Genomic DNA, 19,347 nt, shown 5'->3' with positions numbered 1-19,347 from the left:
CAACGGAAAGATGCGCATAAAATAGGTCGCATGAAACCGTCGCTACAGCTCCGCCTCTCCCAGCACCTGGCACTCACCCCGCAACTGCAGCAGTCGATCCGGCTGCTGCAGCTTTCAACGCTGGAACTGCAGCAGGAAGTCGAACAGGCGCTGACGGAAAACCCCCTGCTCGAGCGTGAGAACGACTGGATCGAAAGCCCGCTGCGCGTGGCCGCCGACGGCTCGGTCAACCTGCAGAGCGCGCCCGCACCCGCGCCGGCCGAGCCGCAAGGAAACGGTGACGCGCGCACCGACGCCGCGGGCGACAATGACAGCTACGGCGACAGCAGCAGCGGCGACGACTATGGCAGCGACTGGAGCCTTGACGACTTCGCCCGCCGGCCGCAAGGCGACGATGACGAAAAGACGCCGATGCAGCTGCGCGACGCCGAGCCGACGCTGCGCGAATACCTGATGGAGCAGCTCGCGCCGCTGAAGATCTCGACGCGCGACAAGGGCCTGGCGATCTTCCTGATCGAATCGCTGGACGACGACGGCTACCTGAGCGCGTCGCTCGAGGAAATCTGCACCGAGCTGCCGGAAGAACTCGAATTCGAGATCGAGGAAGTCCACGCGATCCTGACGCTGCTGCAGAGCTTCGATCCGCCCGGCGTGGGCGCGCGCAATGCCGCCGAGTGCCTCGCGCTGCAATTGCGGCGCCTGAAGCACCCGCAGCGCGACCTGGCGCTGGTCATCGTCACCAACCACCTGGAACTGCTGGCAGTGCGCGACTACACGCGGCTGAAGAAGGCGCTGCAGGTGGACGAAGCGGCGCTGAAGGCGGCGCATGAACTGATCCGCTCGCTCGCGCCCTATCCCGGCCATGCCTACAGCCGCCCGGAAGCCGATTTCGTGGTGCCCGATGTATTCGTGCGCAAGAGCGGCGGCGGCTGGACCGCGCAACTCAACCCGGATGTGATGCCGCGGCTGCGCATCAACGATATGTACGCGCAGATCCTGCGCGGCGCCAAGGGCGAGTCGGGCACGGCCGGCCTGCAGCAGAAGCTGCAGGAAGCGCGGTGGCTGATCAAGAACATCCAGCAACGGTTCGACACCATCCTGCGTGTCTCACAGGCCATTGTCGAGCGTCAAAAGAACTTTTTCACCCACGGCGAAATCGCCATGCGCCCCTTGGTTTTGAGGGAGATTGCCGATACACTGGGTTTACACGAGTCAACCATCTCCCGGGTGACGACCAATAAATACATGGCAACGCCGATGGGTACTTTCGAACTGAAGTACTTCTTCGGCAGCCACGTGTCCACCGAAACCGGTGGCGCGGCTTCATCAACGGCCATCCGCGCCTTGATCAAGCAACTGATAGGAGCCGAAGACCCGAGGAATCCCCTTTCCGACAGTCGCATTGCCGAACTGCTGGGCGAACAAGGCTTCGTTGTCGCACGCCGCACCGTTGCCAAGTATCGCGAAGCCCTGAAAATCCCCGCAGTCAATCTCCGCAAGTCTTTGTAGCCGAGCCCACCGCCTGCCTGGTGAGGCTCTTTCAGAAGGAGAAGCGCTATGAACTTCAAGATCAGTGGACACCACCTTGACATCACGCCGGCATTGCGTGAGTACGTGGAAACGAAGCTGGAGCGAATCGTCAGGCATTTCGATCAAGTCATTGGCGTTAGCGTGCTGCTCTCTGTCGATAATCACAAAGAAAAGGACCGGCGCCAGTACGCGGAAATCAATCTACATCTCAGGGGCAAGGACATCTTTGTTGAAGCGCATCACGAAGACCTGTATGCGGCAATCGACGCGCTCGTCGACAAGCTCGACCGTCAGGTGATCCGCTACAAGGACCGCGTGCAAAGCCACGACCGCGAGGCGGTCAAATATCAGATGGCCGCAGCGCAAATGCAGCAATGACCGTGCCCGGCGGCTCCCAGCGAGCCGTCGAATCCGAGACTAGACAGGCAAGCCGCGCTCAAACGCGGCTTTTTTGCGCCCTGGCGCCAGAAAATGAGCATAAAGCGCCCTGGCTGTGGCGGCGGTGCAAACTAGTACCACCCGATTGGGCGAGGGTGTTCGCAACGACGGCGGCAAGGTGTATGCTGCGCCATACATGGCAGGCGGGCATTTTTTGCATCCAACCCGGTGCGTGACCTTGTGTCGTTTTGCACCCGAATCCGGCGCTGCGCTGCACAATGGGGAGGAAGCCGCTGCTCTATAATGGCCGGACGCCCGCGGGCGGCTGACGGCCCGGCGTCGAGTGACTTTGCAGCCGCCCGCAGCAGCCCACTGCCCGGCCGGAACGGCTGATCCGCCCCGCTAACTGAAATCCTGCGCATCGCCCATGAATCGTTTGGCCAAATTGCTGCCACCCGGCAACATCAACCTCGATGTAAGCGTCACCAGCAAGAAGCGTGTGTTCGAGCAGGCCGGGCTCCTCTTCGAGAACAACCATGGCGTGGCGCGCGCTACTGTGACGGACAACCTGTTCGCGCGCGAATCGCTGGGCTCCACCGGCCTGGGCGCCGGCGTGGCGATCCCGCATGGCCGCATCAAGGGCCTGAAGCAGCCGCTGGCCGCCTTCATGCGGCTGGCCGAGCCGATCCCGTTCGAGTCGCCGGACGGCAAGCCGGTGTCGCTGCTGATCTTCCTGCTGGTGCCCGAGCAGGCCACGCAGCAGCACCTGGAAATCCTTTCTGAAATCGCGCAACTGCTGTCGGACCGGGACATGCGCGAAGGGCTGGCAACCCTGCCCACGCCCGATGCCGTGCACCAGTTGCTGATTGCATGGCACCCCTGATCCACTGATCCCCAGAGCGGGCCGGCACCAGACCGGGCAGGCGCAAGACGCTTCGCACACCGCCTCACCAGTCATACCGCATGGAACTCACCGGCGTCACCTCCCAGTCGATCTTCGACGACAACGCAGCCGACCTCAAACTCTCGTGGGTGGCCGGCCTGGAAGGGGCGGATCGCGCCTTCGACGTGGAATTCGCCCGCGAGGCCACCTCCGCCGCGGACCTGGTGGGCCACCTGAACCTGATCCACCCCAACCGCATCCAGGTGCTCGGCAAGCCCGAGATCACCTACTACCAGCGCCTGGACGACGAGACCCGCAAGCGCCAGATGGGCGAGCTGATCCTGCTCGAGCCGCCCTTCCTGGTGATCGCCGACGGCATGGAGCCGCCGCCCGACCTGGAACTGCGCTGCACGCGCTCGTCCACGCCGCTGTTCACCACGCCGGTGTCGTCGGCCGCGGTGATCGACCACCTGCGCCTGTACCTGTCGCGCATTTCCGCGCCGCGCGTGACCATGCACGGGGTGTTCCTCGACATCCTCGGCATGGGCGTGCTGATCATGGGTGAATCGGGCCTGGGCAAGAGCGAGCTCGGGCTGGAACTGATCTCGCGCGGCCACGGGCTGGTGGCCGACGATGCGGTCGACTTCGTGCGCCTGGGGCCGGACTTCATCGAGGGGCGCTGCCCGCCGCTGCTGCAGAACCTGCTGGAAGTGCGCGGCCTGGGCCTGCTCGATATCAAGACCATCTTCGGCGAGACCGCGGTGCGGCGGAAGATGAAGATCAAGCTGGTGGTGCAGCTGGTGCGGCGCAACGACGGCGAATTCGAGCGTCTGCCGCTCGATTCGCAATACCTCGACGTGCTCGGCCTGCCGATCCATATGGTCAAGATCCAGGTTGCGGCCGGCCGCAACCTTGCCGTGCTGGTCGAGGCCGCGGTGCGCAACACCATCCTGCGCCTGCGCGGCATCGACACGCTGCGCGACTTCATGGACCGCCAGCGCGCGGCGATGCAGGCCGACGCGGTTTCGCGCGGCCAGGGCCGGCTGCTCTGACCCTTCCGCACTGCGCTTTCAATTGCTTACAACGGCGGCAGGCGCTGCCGTCAACGTGCTTGGGACGTCCTACGTTTTGTGCTGTAATGGGCATCGAGCCCATCCACAGGCCGCCACGAGCCCCCATACCCGCGCGGCCATGATGTTTTCCACAGCCAGGAGAGCAAGCATGAAAAAACTGATCGCGATTTGCGCGCTGGTGACCCCGCTGATGGCGTCCGTGGCCTTTGCCCAGACGGCGTCGGCACCGGCCGCTCCCGCCAAGGAAGCCAAGGCCCCGACCGCGCAGCAGGAAAAGATGAAGGCCTGCAACACCCAGGCCGGCGACAAGAAGGGCGACGAGCGCAAGGCGTTCATGAAGGAATGCCTGTCGGCCAACAAGTCGGCCGTGCCCAAGACCCAGCAGGAAAAGATGGCGGCCTGCAGCAAGGAGGGCAAGGGCAAGAAGGGCGACGAATACAAGGCGTACATGAAGGAATGCCTGTCCAAGTCGGCCTGACCAATGTCCAGCTGACGCACAATGAATGGCGAACCGCGAGGCTCGCCATTTTTGCTTGCGGCGACTGTCATGACGCGGCCATCACCTGATGCTATGCTTCACTTGCTATGCGCATCATTCTCATCACCGGCATTTCCGGTTCCGGCAAGTCCGTCGCCCTGAACGTCCTCGAAGATGCAGGCTATTACTGCGTCGACAACCTGCCGGCGCAGTTCATCCCGGAACTGACCCGCTATCTCGCCAGCCAAGGCTATACGCACCTGGGGGTGGCCACCGACATCCGCAGCCGCGAATCGCTCGACGAGCTGCCCGACACCGTGCGCGCGCTCGCGCCCGAGCACCAGGTCGAGGTGGTGTTCCTGACGGCGAGCACCGACGCGCTGGTGCAACGCTACTCCGAGACGCGCCGCCGCCATCCGCTGTCGATCCGCACCGAAGGCACGCCCGGCCCGGGCGGCGAGCCCGCCCTCAACGACACCGCGCTGATGGAAGCGATCGAAATGGAGCGCGAGCTGCTGAGCCCGCTGGCCGAGGCCGCGCACCGGATCGACACCAGCAATGTGCGCACCAATACGCTGCGCAGCTGGATCAAGGAGCTGATCCGCGACGACAGCGAACGGCTGACGCTGCTGTTCGAGTCCTTCGGCTTCAAGCACGGTGTGCCCAGCGACGCCGACATGGTGTTCGACGTGCGCTCACTGCCCAACCCCTACTACGACCTGGCGCTGCGCCCGCTGACGGGCCGCGACAAGCCGGTGATCGACTTCCTGCAGGGGCAGCCGATGGTGCTGGCGATGGCCGAGGATATCCGCGCCTATGTCGAAAAGTGGCTGCCGAGTTTCATTGCTGACAACCGCAGCTACCTGACCGTGGCGATCGGCTGCACCGGCGGCCAGCATCGCTCGGTCTATATTGCGGAAAGGCTCGCCAACTATTTCCGGGCGCATGGTAATGTGCTGGTGAGACACCGAGAGCTCGCGCCGGCGGGCTGACGCGAAACGTGCCTGCCTGCGGGCGGTGGCGCGCAGCGTTTGCCTGGCGGCGCGCCATTGCTGCCCGAACAGCGTCCCCTACGCAAGCTGGCACCGCATGTCTTCGACCGATCTCTACCGTCATACCGCGTCTGCAGGGTCCGACGACCCAACGCAGACGCTCGACAACCTGCCGCTGTTCCCCTTGCACACCGTGCTGTTTCCCGGTGGACGGCTGCCGTTGCGCGTGTTCGAGGCGCGCTATGTCGACATGGTGCGCAACTGCCTGCGCGACAGCACGCCCTTTGGCGTATGCCTGATCGAAAGCGGGGAAGAGGTGGCGCGCCCCGACCAGGCCACCGTGCCCGAGCCGATCGGCTGCCTCGCCGACATCGTCGATTGCAATATGGAGCAACTGGGTGTGCTGCTGATCCGCGCGCGCGGCCGCGAACGCTTCCGCATCATCAGCCACGAGACGCGCGACGACGGCCTGCTGGTGGCGCGCGCCGAAGTGCTGCCCGCCGACATCATCGACTGTAAGCTGGAACTGCTGGGTGAATGCCTGGACGCGCTGCGGCGCATCGTGACCCGGCTGCATGCCGAGCAGCCAGACCGCCTGCCCTTTGACGAGCCCTACCTGTGGGACGACCCGAGCTGGGTCGCCAACCGGCTGTGCGAACTGCTGCCGGTGCCGCTCAAGGCCAAGCAGATGCTGATGGCACTGCCCGATGCGGGCATGCGCATCGAGATCGTGCACCGGTATATGCGCCAGAACCACATGGTCTAGGCGCAGTTCCCCACATCAATCAAAACAGCCCGCCGCGCGCCTGGTCTTCCAGCAGCCTGCGCACCGGCGCGGGCGTGCCCAGCGCATCGAGATCATCGAGCGAAATCCAGCGTTGCGCGGCTTCCGCGGCGCTGTCCCGCACCATCAGGTTGCCGGGGTCGGTGCTGACATCGACCCGGATGGCACGGATCAGCAGGCGGAAATGCGTGAACACGTGGGTCAGCTCGCCGGTCAGCGCGGCACGCGTCGGCTTGCCGAAGGCGCGCGCATAGTCGAGCGCCGCCTCTTCCGCGGCTTCGGCATCGAACGGCACGGCGTCGACCGGCATCTCCGGCAGGCTCCACAGGCCGCCCCACACGCCACTGTCCGGGCGCAGGCGCAGCAGCACTTCACGCTCGCGCCGCACCAGCAGCATCACGGTGCTGCGCTCGGGGATGGCTGCGCGCGGCTTGGGCGTGGGCAGCACGGCGGTGAGGCCGTCGCGGCGCGCCACGCAATCGGTGGACAGCGGGCACGCACCCGCATTGGCCAGGCATGCAGGCTTGCCACGCGAGCATACGGTTGCACCCAGGTCCATCAGGCCCTGCGTGTAGGCGATCATGTCCTCGGCCTGGCGCGGACCCGGGGCCGGCAGCGCCGCCTCGGCCAGCTGCCACATGCGCGCTTCCACCGCGCGTTCGCCCGGATGCCCGTGGATGCCGAAGAAGCGCGCGAACACACGCTTGACGTTGCCGTCCAGGATCGGCGAGCGCACGCCGGCGCTGAACGCGGCGATCGCCGCGGCGGTGGAGCGGCCGATGCCGGGCAGCGTCGCCAGCACCGCCGGGTCGGTCGGGAACTCGCCACCATGTTCGCTGACCACCTGCATCGCGCACCGGTGCAGGTTGCGCGCACGCGAGTAGTAGCCCAGCCCCGCCCACAACGCCATCACCTGGTCGGCCGGCGCCGCGGCCAGCGCCTGTACCGTGGGCAACTGCAAGATAAAGCGCTGGAAGTAGTCGATCACCGCGCTGACCTGCGTCTGCTGCAGCATGATCTCCGACAGCCAGATGCGGTATGGGTCGCGCGTGTTCTGCCACGGCAGGTCGTGCCGGCCATGCACGCGCTGCCAGTCGACCACGCGCGCGCCGAAATCGGGGGGGACGTGGATGTCGTCAGGCACGGCGGGAACGGCTGGAGCGGCACGGGGGGCGGGCTTGCGGGGCATCGGGTGAGACTGGTGTAGAACGTGGGGGCGCTGCGGTCGCGGGCGCACCAAATAAAAATGGCGCCGCTACGCGCGGCGCCACATGATATACCGCCCGGCGACGGTGCCCCGCGCTAGGCCACTGCCAGGTCCACCCCGGCGGGATTGGCTGTCGGCCGCAGCAACCGCTGCGCGAAGTTCTCGATATGCCCGCTGCGTTCGTCCAGGCCGTTGAGCACTTCCTCGAGCTGGGCGATGCGGCTTTCCAGCGTGTCGGTGGCTTCGTGGATGCGCTCGATCGAATCGACACGGCGGCGCAGCTGCTTCTGGTGCTCGCGCACCTGCGCTTCCAGCGGCGTCATTACCGACTTGAGCCACACCTCGATATCGCGATTGAGGTCGCGGAAGTTCTCCAGCACGCGGCTGGCCATGGTGCTGAACGCGTTCTGCACCAGCTGCGGCCGCGAGCGGGTCAGCATGCTGACCGTGCCGAAATGCGCATGCACCAGCCGCAGCGTTTCCTGCAGCTCGGCAATGTAGCGCTCGGCGGTGAACTGCATCGGCGCGGGCAACGTGAAGCCGTGCTCGGCATTGAAGCGCCGGTACATGCTTTCGATCAGCTGATGCAGCTGGCCGATCTTGTTGTCGGCATCGGTCACCAGCGCGGTCAGTTGCGCGAGCAGCGCGTCCATGTCCTCGCGCAGGCCGCGCGAGAAGAAGCGCTCCTTCATCTGCTCGCGCGCGGTGCGCATGGTGTGGCGCACGTCGCGCAGCTGCAGGCTCTTGATGATGTCGGCGCTGTGGCGCCCGAACACCAGCCGTAGCGCCTGGAACTTGCTGATGCTCTGCTCGAACTCTTCCTTCTCGCCCTGCACGCGCATCAGCATGTGCTTGACCATCGCGTGGTTCTTGCCGCGCAGGCCGCGCAGCTCGAACAACTGCTCGACGATGTCGCGGCGACGGCTCTGCAGCAGTTGCTGCGCGGCGCGCGCCATGTCCTGCACCAGCCGGTGCGCCTGGTCCGAGACGATCTCGCGCCGGCGCGGGATCAACTGGTTGGACAACACATGCTCGAACTCGGGCAGGCCGCTGCGCGCGAGCAGCGCGTCGTCGTGCGTGACCTTGGCCACCAGGCCCTTCTGCGCGGATACCGGATAAATGCGTGACTGCTCGATGCCCAGCACCTTCCCGGTGGTGGAGACCTGCCGCGCGATCTCCTGCGCGATCTCGGCCGGCTGGCGCAGCGGGTCCCACAGCCCGTCGATCTTGTTGAGCACCGCCAGGCAGCCGCGCCGGTGGCCGGCGCCGACATGGCTGCGCCACAGCTCCAGGTCGCTCTTGGTGACGCCGGCGTCCGCCGCCAGCACGAACACCACTACGTGCGCGTCCGGGATCAGCCGCAGCGTCAGTTCGGGCTCGGTGCCGATCGCGTTCAGCCCGGGCGTGTCGAGGATCACCAGGCCCTGGCGCAGCAGCGGGTGCGGGAAATTGATGACGGCGTGGCGCCAGCGCGAGATCTCGACCATGCCTTCGGCATCGACCGCGTAGGCGGCGTCGGGATCGTTCTCGTGGTACAGGCCAAGCGCCTCGGCCTGCTGCGGCGGCACGCGCACGGTCTGCACCACGTGCTGGAAGGCTTCCAGCATACCTTCGGGCGAAGACGGGTCGAGCGGCACAGAATGCCAGTGCGCGGCCGAGGTGCCGGCCTCGAGAAAGTCCGCGGTCGAGGCTTCCTGCAGGCGCGTTTCGATCGGCAGCAGGCGGATGCACGGCGGCTCGGCCTCGTCATAGCGCAGCTCGGTCGGGCACATGGTGGTGCGCCCAGCCGACGACGGCAGGATGCGGCGCCCGTAGTCGGCAAAGAAGATGGCGTTGATCAGCTCGCTCTTGCCGCGCGAGAACTCGGCAATAAAGGCGACCTTGAGGCGGTCGCCGCGCAGTACGTTCTGGATGCGCTGCACGCGGTCATCGGCCTGTGCGTCGTACAGGTCGTGCTGCTGCAGCCAGGATTGGAATTCGGCCAGTGACTGGAGGACCCCCGTTCTCCAGGCGCCGTATTGTTCGAATTGGTGGGCGAGCGTTGTCATGGAGCTGTTTGGCTGACTCGGTTTCTACCTCGGGGCTGGCCACCGGGTGGCGTGCCCGTGTTCACGCAATGCCGGCCGCCGCCGCGAATCTTTCAGACGGTTGGGCCATTTTTGTAACTTTTTATGACTGCGCACACGATACAGGTTTCCACGGCGGTTTTGTGGAATTCACGCCCCTTGTGGGTTCCGCGGACGAGGAGTGTTGCGCCGACCCATCGACAATCCGCAGCGGCGCGCATTGTGCGCCACACAGCGCATGTCGCAGCAGCTCAGTGCTGGCAGTTCGGGCAGTAGAAAGTCGAGCGCTGGCCCTGCACGATCTGGCGCACCGGCGTGCTGCAGACCCGGCACGGCTGCCCGGCGCGGTCATAGACAAAACAATCGAGCTGGAAGTAGCCGCTGGCGCCGTCGCTGCCGACAAAGTCGCGCAGCGTGCTGCCGCCGCGCTCGATCGCCTGCGCCAGCGTTTCGCGCACGGCCTGCGCCAGGCGGTCGCAGCGCGCGCGGCTGAGGCGCCCGGCCGGCGTGGTCGGGCGGATGCCGGCGCGGAACAGGCTTTCCGATGCATAGATGTTGCCCACGCCCACCACGATGCCGCCCGCCAGCAGCACTGTCTTGATTGCGGCACTGCGCCCGCGCGTGTGGCGGTGCAGCCAGGCGCCGTCGAAGGCGGCATCGAAGGGCTCGATGCCGAGCGTGCGCAGCAGCGGGTGTTGCTGCAGTTCGGCCTCGGGCAGCGTGGTCCACAAGATCGCGCCGAAGCGGCGCGGATCGCGAAAGCGCAGCACCACCGGGCCAGGCCCGGCGCCAGGTTCGGCCGTGAGCAGCAGGTCCAGGTGATCGTGCGTGCCGGGCGGCGGCGCATCGGGCAGCACCCGCAGCGTGCCGGTCATGCCCAGATGCACCAGCAGCCAGCCGGTGGCTGCCTCCCCATCGGCGCTGACGCATTCGAGCAGCAGGTACTTGCCGCGGCGCTCGATCCGGCGTACCACGCGCTGCGCCAGACGGCTTTCCAGCTCCGGATCGACCGGCCAGCGCAGGCCCCGGTGGCGTACCGTCACCGCGGCGATGCGCCGGCCCACCACATGCGGCAGCAGGCCGCGCCGGGTCACCTCGACCTCGGGCAATTCAGGCATCGAACCTCTCCGTTTGTTACCGCTCCAAACTCCTGCCGGCCCTGCGTGCGCAAGCCCGCGGGCGCCGAGCAGCGCATTGTAGCGGCAGGCTACAATGCCCTTATCCAATCCTTCGCCAGCGTGCGCCGGAGCACTCAATACATGTCGGACCTTATTCCGGACCAGATGCCGGACACCACGTCGCATCCCCTCACTGAGCACGTCGGGCACGCCAGGCACGCCGCGGGTAATCCACTGGCCGCAGCCATAGGCGCCGTTTCCCGCACAGCGCGGGCCGCTAGCGCACTCGCCGTGTTCCGGCAAAGTCACCGCCGCCATGTGGGTGCGCTGGCCGCCTCGGCACTGCTCGCCGTGGCCGCGGGAGCGGCCCATGCCGCACCGCCCGCCGAGGCCCCGCTGCCCAGGCTGCAGCTGGCCGCCGCCGAGGGCGACCGCGCCGCGGCCGCCAAGGCGGCACGCAGTGCGCTGCCGTCGGTCGAGCTGACCGACGACATCGTCTATATGGTGCTCGCCGCCGAGATTTCCATGCAGCGCGGCCTGGTCGGCCCGGCTTACCGCACCTACCTGGAACTGGCGCGGCAGACACGCGACCCGCGCTTCGCGCAGCGCGCCACCGAGATCGCCTTCAACGCGCGCGTCCCGCAGCAGGCGCTGGACGCTGCGCGGCTGTGGCGCGAGATCTCGCCGAACTCGCCCGCCGCCACCCAGGTGCTGTCGACGCTGCTGGTACTCAACGGTCGCTGGGACGATGCCCGGCCGCTGCTGCAGCAGCAACTGGCTTCGGTGCCGGCCACCCATCGCGGCGATGCCATCCTGCAACTGCAGCAGCAGCTGTCGCGCACCAGCGATCCCGCCGGCGCCGCTACGCTGCTGCAGGAGCTGACCAGGAACGATACGCGTCTGCCCGAGACCCAACTCGCGCTGGCGCGCGCCAAGGAAGTCGCCGGCGACGTGCCGGGCTCGCTTGCCGCGCTGGACCAGGCGCTGAAGCTGCGGCCCGGCTATGAAGCCGCGGCACTGATGGCCGCCGAGCTGCGCGCCGAGAAGGAGCCCGACGAAGCCGTCGCCATCCTCAAGCGCTTCCTCGACAAGTCTCCCGACTCGGTCAACGGCCATATCACGCTGGCGCGGCTGTACCTGCTGCGCAATGACATGCAGGCGGCCCGGCAAGAGTTCGAGACGCTGCGCAAGGTGGCACCGGCAGACCCGCGCGTGCCGCTGGCGCTGGGTCTGACCAGCCTGCAGGCCAGGAACTACACCGAGGCCGAGCAGTACCTGAAGGAATACCTGCAGCTGGTCCAGAAGCAGCCCACCGCCAATCCCGACATTGCTTACCAGTACCTGGCGCAGATCGCTGAGGAACGGAAGGACTATGCCGGCGCGATCCAGTGGCTGGACCGCATCGAGGACATCCGGCTGGCACCCGCGGCGACCGCCAAGCGTGCGCAGCTGCTGGCACGCATGGGCAAGCTCGACGACGCGCAGGCGCTTTTCGGCGATATGCTTTCCGACGCCGAGGACATCCCCGATCCAGGCCAGCGCTCGCAGCGCATGACCGCCATCCGTCAGGCCGAGGTCGCCACGCTGATGGAGACCAAGGCCTACGACCGCGCCCGCAAGGTGCTGGACGAACGCATCACGGCCGAGCCCGAGAACGCCGACTGGATCTACGAGCTGGCCATGCTGGACGAGCGCCAGAAGCGCTACGACAGCATGGAAAGAGGCCTGCGCAAGGTCATCGCGCTGCTGCCCGAGCAGAAGCAAGGCTACAACGCGCTGGGCTACTCGCTGGCCGACCGCAACGAGCGGCTGCCCGAGGCGCTCAAGCTGCTGGAGCGCGCCTCCGAACTGGGCCCGGACGATCCGTACATCATGGACAGCCTGGCCTGGGTCAAATTCCGCATGGGCGACCTGCGCCCCGCGGCGGACCTGCTGCGCAACGCCTACGCCAAGGCGCCCGAAGCCGAGATCGGCGCGCACCTGGGCGAGGTGCTGTGGCAGCTCGGCGAGCACGACGAAGCGCGCAAGACCTGGACCGAGGCCGTGCGCATCGATCCGGAGAACGAGACCCTGATCGACACGCTGCGCCGCTACAAGGTCAACGTACAGACGTCCAAGTAACCTCCGCGCACCGCGGCCTCGCTGGAGGCCCGCGGCGCCGGACTCATGTCCGCCGGCGGCTGCCGCAGCGCGCCGCCGCTTCCCGACAATGCCCATGAACCGAACCCGACGCCTGGCACTGCTTTGCCTTGGCGCCCCCCTGCTGCTGCAGGCTTGCGCCAGCGTGGCGCCGTCGCGCAATTTCGATGCCGATGGAACCGCCGCGAGCCAGCAATACACTGGCCGCTTCTCCGCCAACTACGTGCGCTACGGGCGCGACGAAGGCGTGCAGGGCAGCTTCCGCTGGGAGGAGCAGGGCCGTAACGTGCGCCTGGACCTGGTCTCCCCGCTTGGCCAGACGCTGGCCGTGGTGACCGCCACGCCATCGGGCGCCACGCTCGACCTGCCCAACCAGCCGCCGCGCAATGCGCCCGAGGTCGACACGCTGATGGAAGAGGCGCTCGGCTTCGCGCTGCCGGTGGCAGGCATGCGCGACTGGCTGCATGGCCGCGCCGCGCAGGGCTCGCCCGCGCGCACCACGCGCGACGAGCAGGGACGCCTCGCAACGCTCGCGCAGAACGGCTGGACCGTGCGCTATGTCGCGTGGCAGGACACCTCTGCGCCCGATGCGGCTGCCCGCCCGGTGCCGCGCCGTATCGACCTGGCGCGCGATTCCGCCGCCAATCCGCTGTCGGTACGCCTGGTGATCGATCCGCGAACGCCATGACCCGAACCGCTGCCCTGCCCCCGCCCGAGCTGCGCGACTGCCCGGCGCCGGCCAAGCTCAACCTGTTCCTGCATGTCACCGGCCGCCGCCCTGACGGCTACCACACGCTGCAGACCGTGTTCCAGCTGGTCGACTGGTCCGACACGCTGCATTTCCGCAGGCGCGATGACGGCGTCATCGCGCGTGTCACCGATGTGCCCGGCGTGCCGGCCGACACCGACCTGGCAGTGCGCGCCGCGCGCGCCTTGCAGGCGGCCAGCGGCACCGCCTTCGGCGCCGACATCGCCATCGACAAGGTGCTGCCCATGGGCGGCGGCATCGGCGGCGGATCGTCCGACGCGGCCACCACGCTGCTGGCGCTGAACCACCTGTGGGGCCTCGGCTTTTCGCGTGCCGAATTGATGCGCATCGGCCTGACGCTGGGGGCCGACGTGCCTGTGTTCGTGCTCGGGCATAACGCGTTTGCCGAAGGCGTTGGCGAGCAACTGACGCCGGTCGATTTGCCCGACAGTTGGTTCGTCGTCATCCACCCGAAACAACACGTGCCGACCGCTGAAATTTTTTCGGACAGCTGCTTGACAAGGGATACGCCGCTCTCCATAATTGCGGTCTTCGCTGCTCGCACAAACAAATTCGATTTCGGTCGCAACGACCTGGAACCGATAGCAACAGCGAAGTTCGGCGAAGTCGCCCGAGCCCTTGCATGGCTGAAGCAACACAATCAGCATGCCAGGATGACCGGTTCCGGAGCCTGTGTGTTTGCGCGTTTTCCCGACGCAACAACAGCGCAGCAGGTTTTGGAAAGGTTGCCTCCCGAGTGGGATGGCAGGTGTGTGCGCAGTCTGGCACGTCACCCGCTCGCAGCGCTCGCATAGCAAGTTATCGTTCGGCGCGGTACGGCAGTGTGGTACCACGAAGAACGGCCCGGTTGTGTAGGGGAGTCGCCAAGTTGGTCAAGGCACCGGATTTTGATTCCGGCATTCGAAGGTTCGAATCCTTCTTCCCCTGCCATTACATTCCTATAGTGTCCTTACGGACCCTCTGTATCAGTCACCGGCTTTGCCGGTGACGCCAAGCTCCCCCAGCAGCAAGACAGGTGCCCCGAATGAGCAGCGAAGGCTTGATGGTATTTACCGGCAACGCCAACCCCAAACTCGCGGAGGCTGTCGTACAGCACCTCGGCATTCCGCTGGGCAAGGCGCTCGTTGGCCGTTTCTCCGACGGAGAAGTCCAGGTCGACATCCAGGAAAATGTTCGCGGCAAGCACGTCATCGTGCTGCAGTCCACCTGCGCGCCGACCAACGACAACCTGATGGAACTGATGGTGATGGTCGACGCGCTCAAGCGCGCCTCGGCACGCAGCATCACCGCCGCCATGCCCTACTTCGGCTATGCCCGCCAGGACCGCCGCCCGCGTTCGGCGCGCGTGGCGATCTCGGCCAAGGTCGTGGCCAACATGCTGGAAGTCGCTGGTGTCGAGCGCGTGCTGACGATGGACCTGCACGCCGACCAGATCCAGGGCTTCTTCGATATCCCCGTCGACAACATCTACGCTTCGCCGGTACTGCTGGGCGACCTGCGCGAGAAGAACTACGGCGACCTGCTGGTGGTGTCGCCGGACGTCGGCGGCGTGGTCCGTGCCCGCGCGCTGGCCAAGGAACTGAACTGCGACCTGGCGATCATCGACAAGCGTCGTCCCAAGGCCAACGTGGCCGAGGTGATGAACATCATCGGTGAAGTCGACGGCCGCAACTGCGTGATCATGGACGACATGATCGACACCGGCGGCACACTGTGCAAGGCTGCCCAGGTGCTGAAGGAGCGCGGCGCATTGAAGGTCTTCGCCTACTGCACGCACCCCGTGCTGTCGGGCGGCGCCGCTGCCCGCATCGCCGAGTCGGCACTGGACGAAGTGGTGGTGTGCGACACCATCCCGCTGTCCGAGGAAGCCGCCAAGTGCACCAAGATCCGTCAACTCTCGACCGCCCCGCTGCTGGCCGAGACCTTCACCCGCATCGTCAAGGGCGACTCGATCATGTCGCTGTTCGCGGGATCCTGATAAAATTTTTGGTTTACCACGTTGATTGCCAGATTTTGGCGGTCAACGTGGCTTGATCGGCGCATATCTATCTTTGCGCCGCAACGGGGCTGTCTGGTCGCGGACAGCCTTCTTACTTTGGAGTCATCATGAAAGTTGTCGCTTTCGAGCGTAGCGTACAGGGAACGGGTGCGAGCCGCCGCCTGCGCAATTCGGGCAAGACCCCCGGCATCATCTACGGCGGCGCCGCCGAACCGAAGATGATCGAACTGGATCACAACGCGCTGTGGCACGCCCTGAAGAAGGAAGCGTTCCACTCGTCGATCCTGGAACTGGAAGTCGCCGGCAAGTCGGAACAGGCCCTGCTGCGTGCATTCCAGATGCACCCATTCAAGCCGCTGGTGCTGCACGTCGATTTCCAGCGCGTGTCGGCCAACGACAAGATCCACGTCAAGGTGCCCCTGCACTTCATGAACCAGGAGACCGCTCCTGGCGTGAAGCTGGGCCACGGCCTGGTCAACCACATCGTGAACGACCTGGAAGTGTCGTGCCTGCCGGCCGACCTGCCTGAGTTCATCGAAGTGGACGTCGGCACCATGGAGCTGGGCCAGACCCTGCACCTGAGCGATCTGAAGCTGCCGGCAGGCCTGACCGTCATCACCCACGGTGACGACAATCCCGCCATCGCCAGCATCTCGCTGCCGGCTGGCGCCGCTTCGGCCGCCGAAGGCGCTGCCGAAGGCGAAGGCGAGACGCCGGCTGCCTAAGCTGTCGTTGCGCCGTGGCGGCCCTGGCCGCACGCAGCCAAAAGCCGCCGGCCCTGCCGGCGGTTTTTTTTGGCGTATGCTTGGCGCCTGCAGGCGGTACGCCGTTGTTGCACGCAGTAGCCGCTGCCACCCAACCTGTTCAACACGCATGATCAAGCTCATCGTCGGCCTCGGCAATCCCGGTGCGGAGTACGAGGCCACCCGACACAACGCCGGCTTCTGGCTGGTGGACCAGCTCGCCCGCATGGGCGGCGCCACGCTGCGCGTGGAGGGCCGCTTCCATGGCCTGGCCGCGCGTGCGCGGTTGTGGGACCAGGATATCTGGCTGCTCAAGCCGTCGACCTTCATGAACCGCTCCGGGCTGGCCGTGGTGTCGCTGGCGCGCTTCTACAAGATCCTGCCCGACGAGATCGTCGTGGCCCACGACGAGATGGACCTGCCGGCGGGCACCGTGAAACTCAAGCGCGGCGGCGGCGCGGGCGGCCACAACGGGCTCAAGGACATCTCGGCCCACCTGACCACGCAGGAATACTGGCGCCTGCGCCTGGGCGTGGGCCATCCGCGCAACGCGCCGGGCGGCGCCGGTGCGGGCCGCGAGGACGTGGTCAGCTTCGTGCTCAAGCCGCCCCGGCGTGAGGAGCAGGAAGCGATCGAGGGAGCCATCGACCGCAGCATCGACCCGCTGGGGCTGCTCGCGCGCGGCGATGCCGAGCGCGCGATGGCGCAGCTGCATACCGCGCGCTGACGGGAGCGCACGCAGGCACACTCCTGCGACAACAGCATGAAAACGGGCCGCAAAAGCGGCCTTTTTCAATTGTTGTCGCGTTCCGATCCAAAACTCTGCTGTCGCAGACATCCGGTCATCAAAGTTACACAGGCGGCACCTACATTGCGGGCTTCCCACCGCGCCGGCATCCCATGATGGCTTGCGCCCATGACAAACCCACAGGAGGAAAAGCCCATGTCGTACCTGACCGACGAAGCGCGTGCCGCCGGCCGCGCCGCCAAGCCCGACGTTGACGTGCCCGGCCAGATGCTCGAAGACATCGTCGCCGCCAACCCGGCGCGCCGCCGGGTGCTCCGCGGCGGCCTCGGCCTGTCGCTGGTCTCGGCCTTCGGCAGCGGCCTGCTGGCCGCCTGCGGCGGCGGTGACGATCCCGCCCCGGCCCCTGCACCCGCCCCAGGGCCGGCGCCCACCGGCCCGGTCACCCCGAGCTATGAAGTCACCTTCGAGCCGGTCGCCAAGTCCACCGCCGATGCCGTGGTGGTGCCCAACGGCTACAGCATCGACGTGCTGTTCTCCGCCGGCGATCCGGTGGAAGCCGGCGCCACCGGTTATGCCGGCGCCTTCCAGTCGTCCGCCGAGACCGAGCGCCAGGCCGGCGGCAACCACGACGGCATGCACTTCTTCGCGCTGCCGGGCGTCGATCCGCAGAAGGGCGGCCTGCTCGCCATCAACCACGAGCTGCCGGACTACAACATCCTGTTCCCGACCGCCTACGACGCCGCCACTGCCAGCCCGGAGCAGAAGCGCATCGCGCTGTCGGCCGTCGGCATTTCGGTGATCGAGGTCGAACTGGCCGCCAGCGGCAAGTGGCAGGTCAAGCGCGACTCGATCTACAACAAGCGCTACACCGGCAACACGCTGTACCGCGTGGGCGGCCCGGCTGCCTCGGTGGTGGGTTCGACCGTGGTCGGCATGCTCAACAACTGCTCGAGCGGCTACACGCCGTGGGGCACCTACCTGACCTGCGAAGAAAGCACGGACAACTACATCGACCCGAACCAGGCCGACAACGGCTACGGCTGGGTGGTGGAAGTCGATCCGTACGGCACGCTGGGCGCGCCGTCCAAGCGCACCGCGATGGGCCGCTTCGACCATGAGAACGTCGCCTTCCTGACCGACGCCAGCAACAACGTCGCCTTCTACATGGGCGACGACGGCACGCCGGGCTGCATCTACAAGTTCGTACCCAGCAAGGCCTTCGATCCGAACAACCGCGCCGCCAACGCCAACCTGCTGGACAGCGGCACGCTCTACGTCGCCAAATTCAACGCCGACGGCAGCGGCCAGTGGATCGAGCTGACGCAGGGCAAGAACGGCCTGACCGTCGGCGCTTCGGATCCTGGCAACTGGACCCAGTCGGCCACCTCGCCGGCGCCGACCACGGTCGACTTCACCAGCCAGGCCGACGTGCTGGTCAACACCAAGGCCGCTGCGCGCGTGGCCGGCGGCACGCTGATGGACCGTCCCGAGTGGATCACGGCCGCACCGGACAATACGCTCTACTGCACGCTGACCAACAACAGCGGCCGCCAGCAGACCGACGCCGCCAACCCGCGCAAGAACAACCTGCACGGCCATATCATCAAGTGGATCGAAGCCGGCAATTCGCCGCTGGCCACCACCTTTACGTGGAGCATCCTGCTGCAGGCCGGCGACCCATCGCTGGCCACCGACAACCTGAAGGGCAATATCAACGGCGACACCTTCTCCAGCCCGGACGGCCTGCGCGTCGACCCGAAGGGCCGCCTGTGGGTGCAGACCGACTCCAGCACCAGCGCCAGCTTCATCAACACCTTCGGCAACAACAGCATGTACTACGTCTCGCCGACGGGTCAGTCCAAGCGCTTCCTGGTGGGTCCGACCGGCTGCGAAATCACCGGCATCGCCTACACGCCGGACCTGACCACCTGCTTCATCAATATCCAGCACCCCACCGGCAAGTGGCCGGACGCGGCCAGGCCGCCGCGCTCGTCCACCATCGTGGTGCGCCGTACCGACGGCAAGCCGATGGGTGCCTGACCGCGCAGTGTCGTAAGTAGTAAGTAGTAAAGGGGAAAAGTTAAACCCCCGTCACCTTGCGGTGGCGGGGGCTTTTTTTGCCTTGCCGAGGGAACCGTTCAGGCCGTGTGTTTGGCAGCCGTCAACAGCCGGTAACGCTGCATCAGCACCTCATGCGTCTCGACCCTGTTCGGATCCTTGGGAATGCAGGCCACCGGGCAGACCTGCTGGCATTGCGGCTCGTCGAAGTGCCCGACGCACTCGGTGCACTTGTTGGGGTCGATTTCATAGATCTCGGGCCCCATCGAAATGGCTTCGTTCGGGCACTCGGGTTCACAAACGTCGCAGTTGATGCAGTCGTCGGTGATCATCAGCGCCATGGTGTTTCCTTCCTGCGGACACGCCCGCGCCCGACTGGCCG

Annotated in this window: 18 protein-coding genes and 1 tRNA gene; 15 read left to right on the top strand and 4 right to left on the bottom strand. The window is 66.4% G+C overall.

Annotation, left to right across the window (positions count from 1 at the left end):
- Positions 1-30: 30 nt before the first annotated feature.
- The 7 genes from AC10V3_RS01780 to AC10V3_RS01750 all read left to right on the top strand — a co-directional run bounded on the left by AC10V3_RS01780 (position 31) and on the right by AC10V3_RS01750 (position 6,100).
- Positions 31-1,509, top strand: a complete 1,479-nt coding sequence (locus AC10V3_RS01780) for an RNA polymerase factor sigma-54 (protein ID WP_490923005.1) — start codon at positions 31-33, stop codon at positions 1,507-1,509.
- A gap of 48 nt (positions 1,510-1,557) precedes the next feature.
- Entirely contained in the window at positions 1,558-1,908 is a 351-nt protein-coding gene (gene hpf, locus AC10V3_RS01775; RefSeq protein ID WP_022533456.1) for a ribosome hibernation-promoting factor, HPF/YfiA family, read from the top strand.
- Between the two features lie 427 nt (positions 1,909-2,335).
- Positions 2,336-2,791 (top strand): PTS IIA-like nitrogen regulatory protein PtsN, encoded by a 456-nt coding sequence (ptsN, locus tag AC10V3_RS01770; RefSeq protein WP_022533455.1) that lies wholly within the window; start codon positions 2,336-2,338, stop codon positions 2,789-2,791.
- 80 nt (positions 2,792-2,871) lie between these two features.
- Positions 2,872-3,843 carry an HPr(Ser) kinase/phosphatase gene (hprK, locus tag AC10V3_RS01765; protein WP_012351664.1) on the top strand — a complete coding sequence of 324 codons (972 nt, stop codon included), beginning with the start codon at positions 2,872-2,874 and terminating at the stop codon, positions 3,841-3,843.
- A 169-nt stretch (positions 3,844-4,012) separates the two neighbouring features.
- Positions 4,013-4,342 carry a PsiF family protein gene (locus AC10V3_RS01760; RefSeq protein ID WP_022533454.1) on the top strand — a complete coding sequence of 110 codons (330 nt, stop codon included), beginning with the start codon at positions 4,013-4,015 and terminating at the stop codon, positions 4,340-4,342.
- 107 nt (positions 4,343-4,449) lie between these two features.
- Positions 4,450-5,334, top strand: coding sequence for an RNase adapter RapZ (rapZ, locus tag AC10V3_RS01755; protein WP_022533453.1), 885 nt, complete (start codon positions 4,450-4,452; stop codon positions 5,332-5,334).
- Between the two features lie 97 nt (positions 5,335-5,431).
- Positions 5,432-6,100, top strand: a complete 669-nt coding sequence (locus AC10V3_RS01750; RefSeq protein ID WP_022533452.1) for an LON peptidase substrate-binding domain-containing protein — start codon at positions 5,432-5,434, stop codon at positions 6,098-6,100.
- Between the two features lie 19 nt (positions 6,101-6,119).
- On the opposite strand, the gene mutY is transcribed toward AC10V3_RS01750, so the two are convergent.
- The 3 genes from mutY to mutM all read right to left on the bottom strand — a co-directional run bounded on the left by mutY (position 6,120) and on the right by mutM (position 10,509).
- Entirely contained in the window at positions 6,120-7,307 is a 1,188-nt protein-coding gene (gene mutY, locus AC10V3_RS01745) for an A/G-specific adenine glycosylase (RefSeq protein WP_022533451.1), read from the bottom strand.
- A gap of 113 nt (positions 7,308-7,420) precedes the next feature.
- Positions 7,421-9,373 carry a dynamin family protein gene (locus tag AC10V3_RS01740; RefSeq protein WP_490923002.1) on the bottom strand — a complete coding sequence of 651 codons (1,953 nt, stop codon included), beginning with the start codon at positions 9,371-9,373 and terminating at the stop codon, positions 7,421-7,423.
- A 269-nt stretch (positions 9,374-9,642) separates the two neighbouring features.
- A complete protein-coding gene (gene mutM, locus AC10V3_RS01735; protein ID WP_022533449.1) occupies positions 9,643-10,509 on the bottom strand; it encodes a bifunctional DNA-formamidopyrimidine glycosylase/DNA-(apurinic or apyrimidinic site) lyase in 867 nt (288 codons plus the stop codon).
- Between the two features lie 141 nt (positions 10,510-10,650).
- Here mutM and AC10V3_RS01730 point away from each other — a divergent pair, with 141 nt between their 5' ends.
- From AC10V3_RS01730 to AC10V3_RS01695, 8 genes are all read left to right on the top strand, one after another.
- Positions 10,651-12,630 (top strand): tetratricopeptide repeat protein, encoded by a 1,980-nt coding sequence (locus AC10V3_RS01730; protein WP_022533448.1) that lies wholly within the window; start codon positions 10,651-10,653, stop codon positions 12,628-12,630.
- Between the two features lie 94 nt (positions 12,631-12,724).
- Positions 12,725-13,336, top strand: coding sequence for a lipoprotein insertase outer membrane protein LolB (lolB, locus tag AC10V3_RS01725; protein WP_022533447.1), 612 nt, complete (start codon positions 12,725-12,727; stop codon positions 13,334-13,336).
- Positions 13,333-14,211 (top strand): 4-(cytidine 5'-diphospho)-2-C-methyl-D-erythritol kinase, encoded by an 879-nt coding sequence (gene ispE, locus AC10V3_RS01720; RefSeq protein ID WP_022533446.1) that lies wholly within the window; start codon positions 13,333-13,335, stop codon positions 14,209-14,211. The genes lolB and ispE overlap by 4 nt, the downstream gene beginning before the upstream one ends.
- A 59-nt stretch (positions 14,212-14,270) precedes the next feature.
- Positions 14,271-14,347 (top strand) — tRNA-Gln (locus AC10V3_RS01715).
- Positions 14,348-14,441: 94 nt separating this feature from the next.
- A complete protein-coding gene (locus AC10V3_RS01710; RefSeq protein ID WP_022533445.1) occupies positions 14,442-15,395 on the top strand; it encodes a ribose-phosphate pyrophosphokinase in 954 nt (317 codons plus the stop codon).
- Positions 15,396-15,523: 128 nt separating this feature from the next.
- On the top strand, positions 15,524-16,141 hold the full coding sequence (locus AC10V3_RS01705; RefSeq protein WP_022533444.1) for a 50S ribosomal protein L25/general stress protein Ctc: 618 nt from the start codon (positions 15,524-15,526) through the stop codon (positions 16,139-16,141).
- A 148-nt stretch (positions 16,142-16,289) separates the two neighbouring features.
- Positions 16,290-16,886 (top strand): aminoacyl-tRNA hydrolase, encoded by a 597-nt coding sequence (gene pth / locus AC10V3_RS01700; protein ID WP_022533443.1) that lies wholly within the window; start codon positions 16,290-16,292, stop codon positions 16,884-16,886.
- A gap of 216 nt (positions 16,887-17,102) precedes the next feature.
- Positions 17,103-18,947 carry a PhoX family protein gene (locus tag AC10V3_RS01695; RefSeq protein WP_490923000.1) on the top strand — a complete coding sequence of 615 codons (1,845 nt, stop codon included), beginning with the start codon at positions 17,103-17,105 and terminating at the stop codon, positions 18,945-18,947.
- Positions 18,948-19,045: 98 nt separating this feature from the next.
- On the opposite strand, the gene AC10V3_RS01690 is transcribed toward AC10V3_RS01695, so the two are convergent.
- Entirely contained in the window at positions 19,046-19,306 is a 261-nt protein-coding gene (locus AC10V3_RS01690; protein ID WP_454751526.1) for a YfhL family 4Fe-4S dicluster ferredoxin, read from the bottom strand.
- Positions 19,307-19,347 lie beyond the last annotated feature (41 nt).

Source organism: Cupriavidus sp. PB-02 (assembly GCF_058252315.1).
Note: the sequence above shows the minus strand (reverse complement) of the source record. Positions and strands in the feature narration are given on the sequence as shown.

Excerpts from the sequence above, each read along its gene's own strand:
- AC10V3_RS01780 (WP_490923005.1), top strand. The coding sequence starts at position 31 with ATGAAACCGTCGCTACAGCTCCGCCTCTCCCAGCACCTGGCACTCACC.
- hpf (WP_022533456.1), top strand. The coding sequence starts at position 1,558 with ATGAACTTCAAGATCAGTGGACACCACCTTGACATCACGCCGGCATTG.
- ptsN (WP_022533455.1), top strand. The coding sequence starts at position 2,336 with ATGAATCGTTTGGCCAAATTGCTGCCACCCGGCAACATCAACCTCGAT.
- hprK (WP_012351664.1), top strand. The coding sequence starts at position 2,872 with ATGGAACTCACCGGCGTCACCTCCCAGTCGATCTTCGACGACAACGCA.
- AC10V3_RS01760 (WP_022533454.1), top strand. The coding sequence starts at position 4,013 with ATGAAAAAACTGATCGCGATTTGCGCGCTGGTGACCCCGCTGATGGCG.
- rapZ (WP_022533453.1), top strand. The coding sequence starts at position 4,450 with ATGCGCATCATTCTCATCACCGGCATTTCCGGTTCCGGCAAGTCCGTC.
- AC10V3_RS01750 (WP_022533452.1), top strand. The coding sequence starts at position 5,432 with ATGTCTTCGACCGATCTCTACCGTCATACCGCGTCTGCAGGGTCCGAC.
- mutY (WP_022533451.1), bottom strand. The coding sequence starts at position 7,307 with ATGCCCCGCAAGCCCGCCCCCCGTGCCGCTCCAGCCGTTCCCGCCGTG.
- AC10V3_RS01740 (WP_490923002.1), bottom strand. The coding sequence starts at position 9,373 with ATGACAACGCTCGCCCACCAATTCGAACAATACGGCGCCTGGAGAACG.
- mutM (WP_022533449.1), bottom strand. The coding sequence starts at position 10,509 with ATGCCTGAATTGCCCGAGGTCGAGGTGACCCGGCGCGGCCTGCTGCCG.
- AC10V3_RS01730 (WP_022533448.1), top strand. The coding sequence starts at position 10,651 with ATGTCGGACCTTATTCCGGACCAGATGCCGGACACCACGTCGCATCCC.
- lolB (WP_022533447.1), top strand. The coding sequence starts at position 12,725 with ATGAACCGAACCCGACGCCTGGCACTGCTTTGCCTTGGCGCCCCCCTG.
- ispE (WP_022533446.1), top strand. The coding sequence starts at position 13,333 with ATGACCCGAACCGCTGCCCTGCCCCCGCCCGAGCTGCGCGACTGCCCG.
- AC10V3_RS01710 (WP_022533445.1), top strand. The coding sequence starts at position 14,442 with ATGAGCAGCGAAGGCTTGATGGTATTTACCGGCAACGCCAACCCCAAA.
- AC10V3_RS01705 (WP_022533444.1), top strand. The coding sequence starts at position 15,524 with ATGAAAGTTGTCGCTTTCGAGCGTAGCGTACAGGGAACGGGTGCGAGC.
- pth (WP_022533443.1), top strand. The coding sequence starts at position 16,290 with ATGATCAAGCTCATCGTCGGCCTCGGCAATCCCGGTGCGGAGTACGAG.
- AC10V3_RS01695 (WP_490923000.1), top strand. The coding sequence starts at position 17,103 with ATGTCGTACCTGACCGACGAAGCGCGTGCCGCCGGCCGCGCCGCCAAG.
- AC10V3_RS01690 (WP_454751526.1), bottom strand. The coding sequence starts at position 19,306 with ATGGCGCTGATGATCACCGACGACTGCATCAACTGCGACGTTTGTGAA.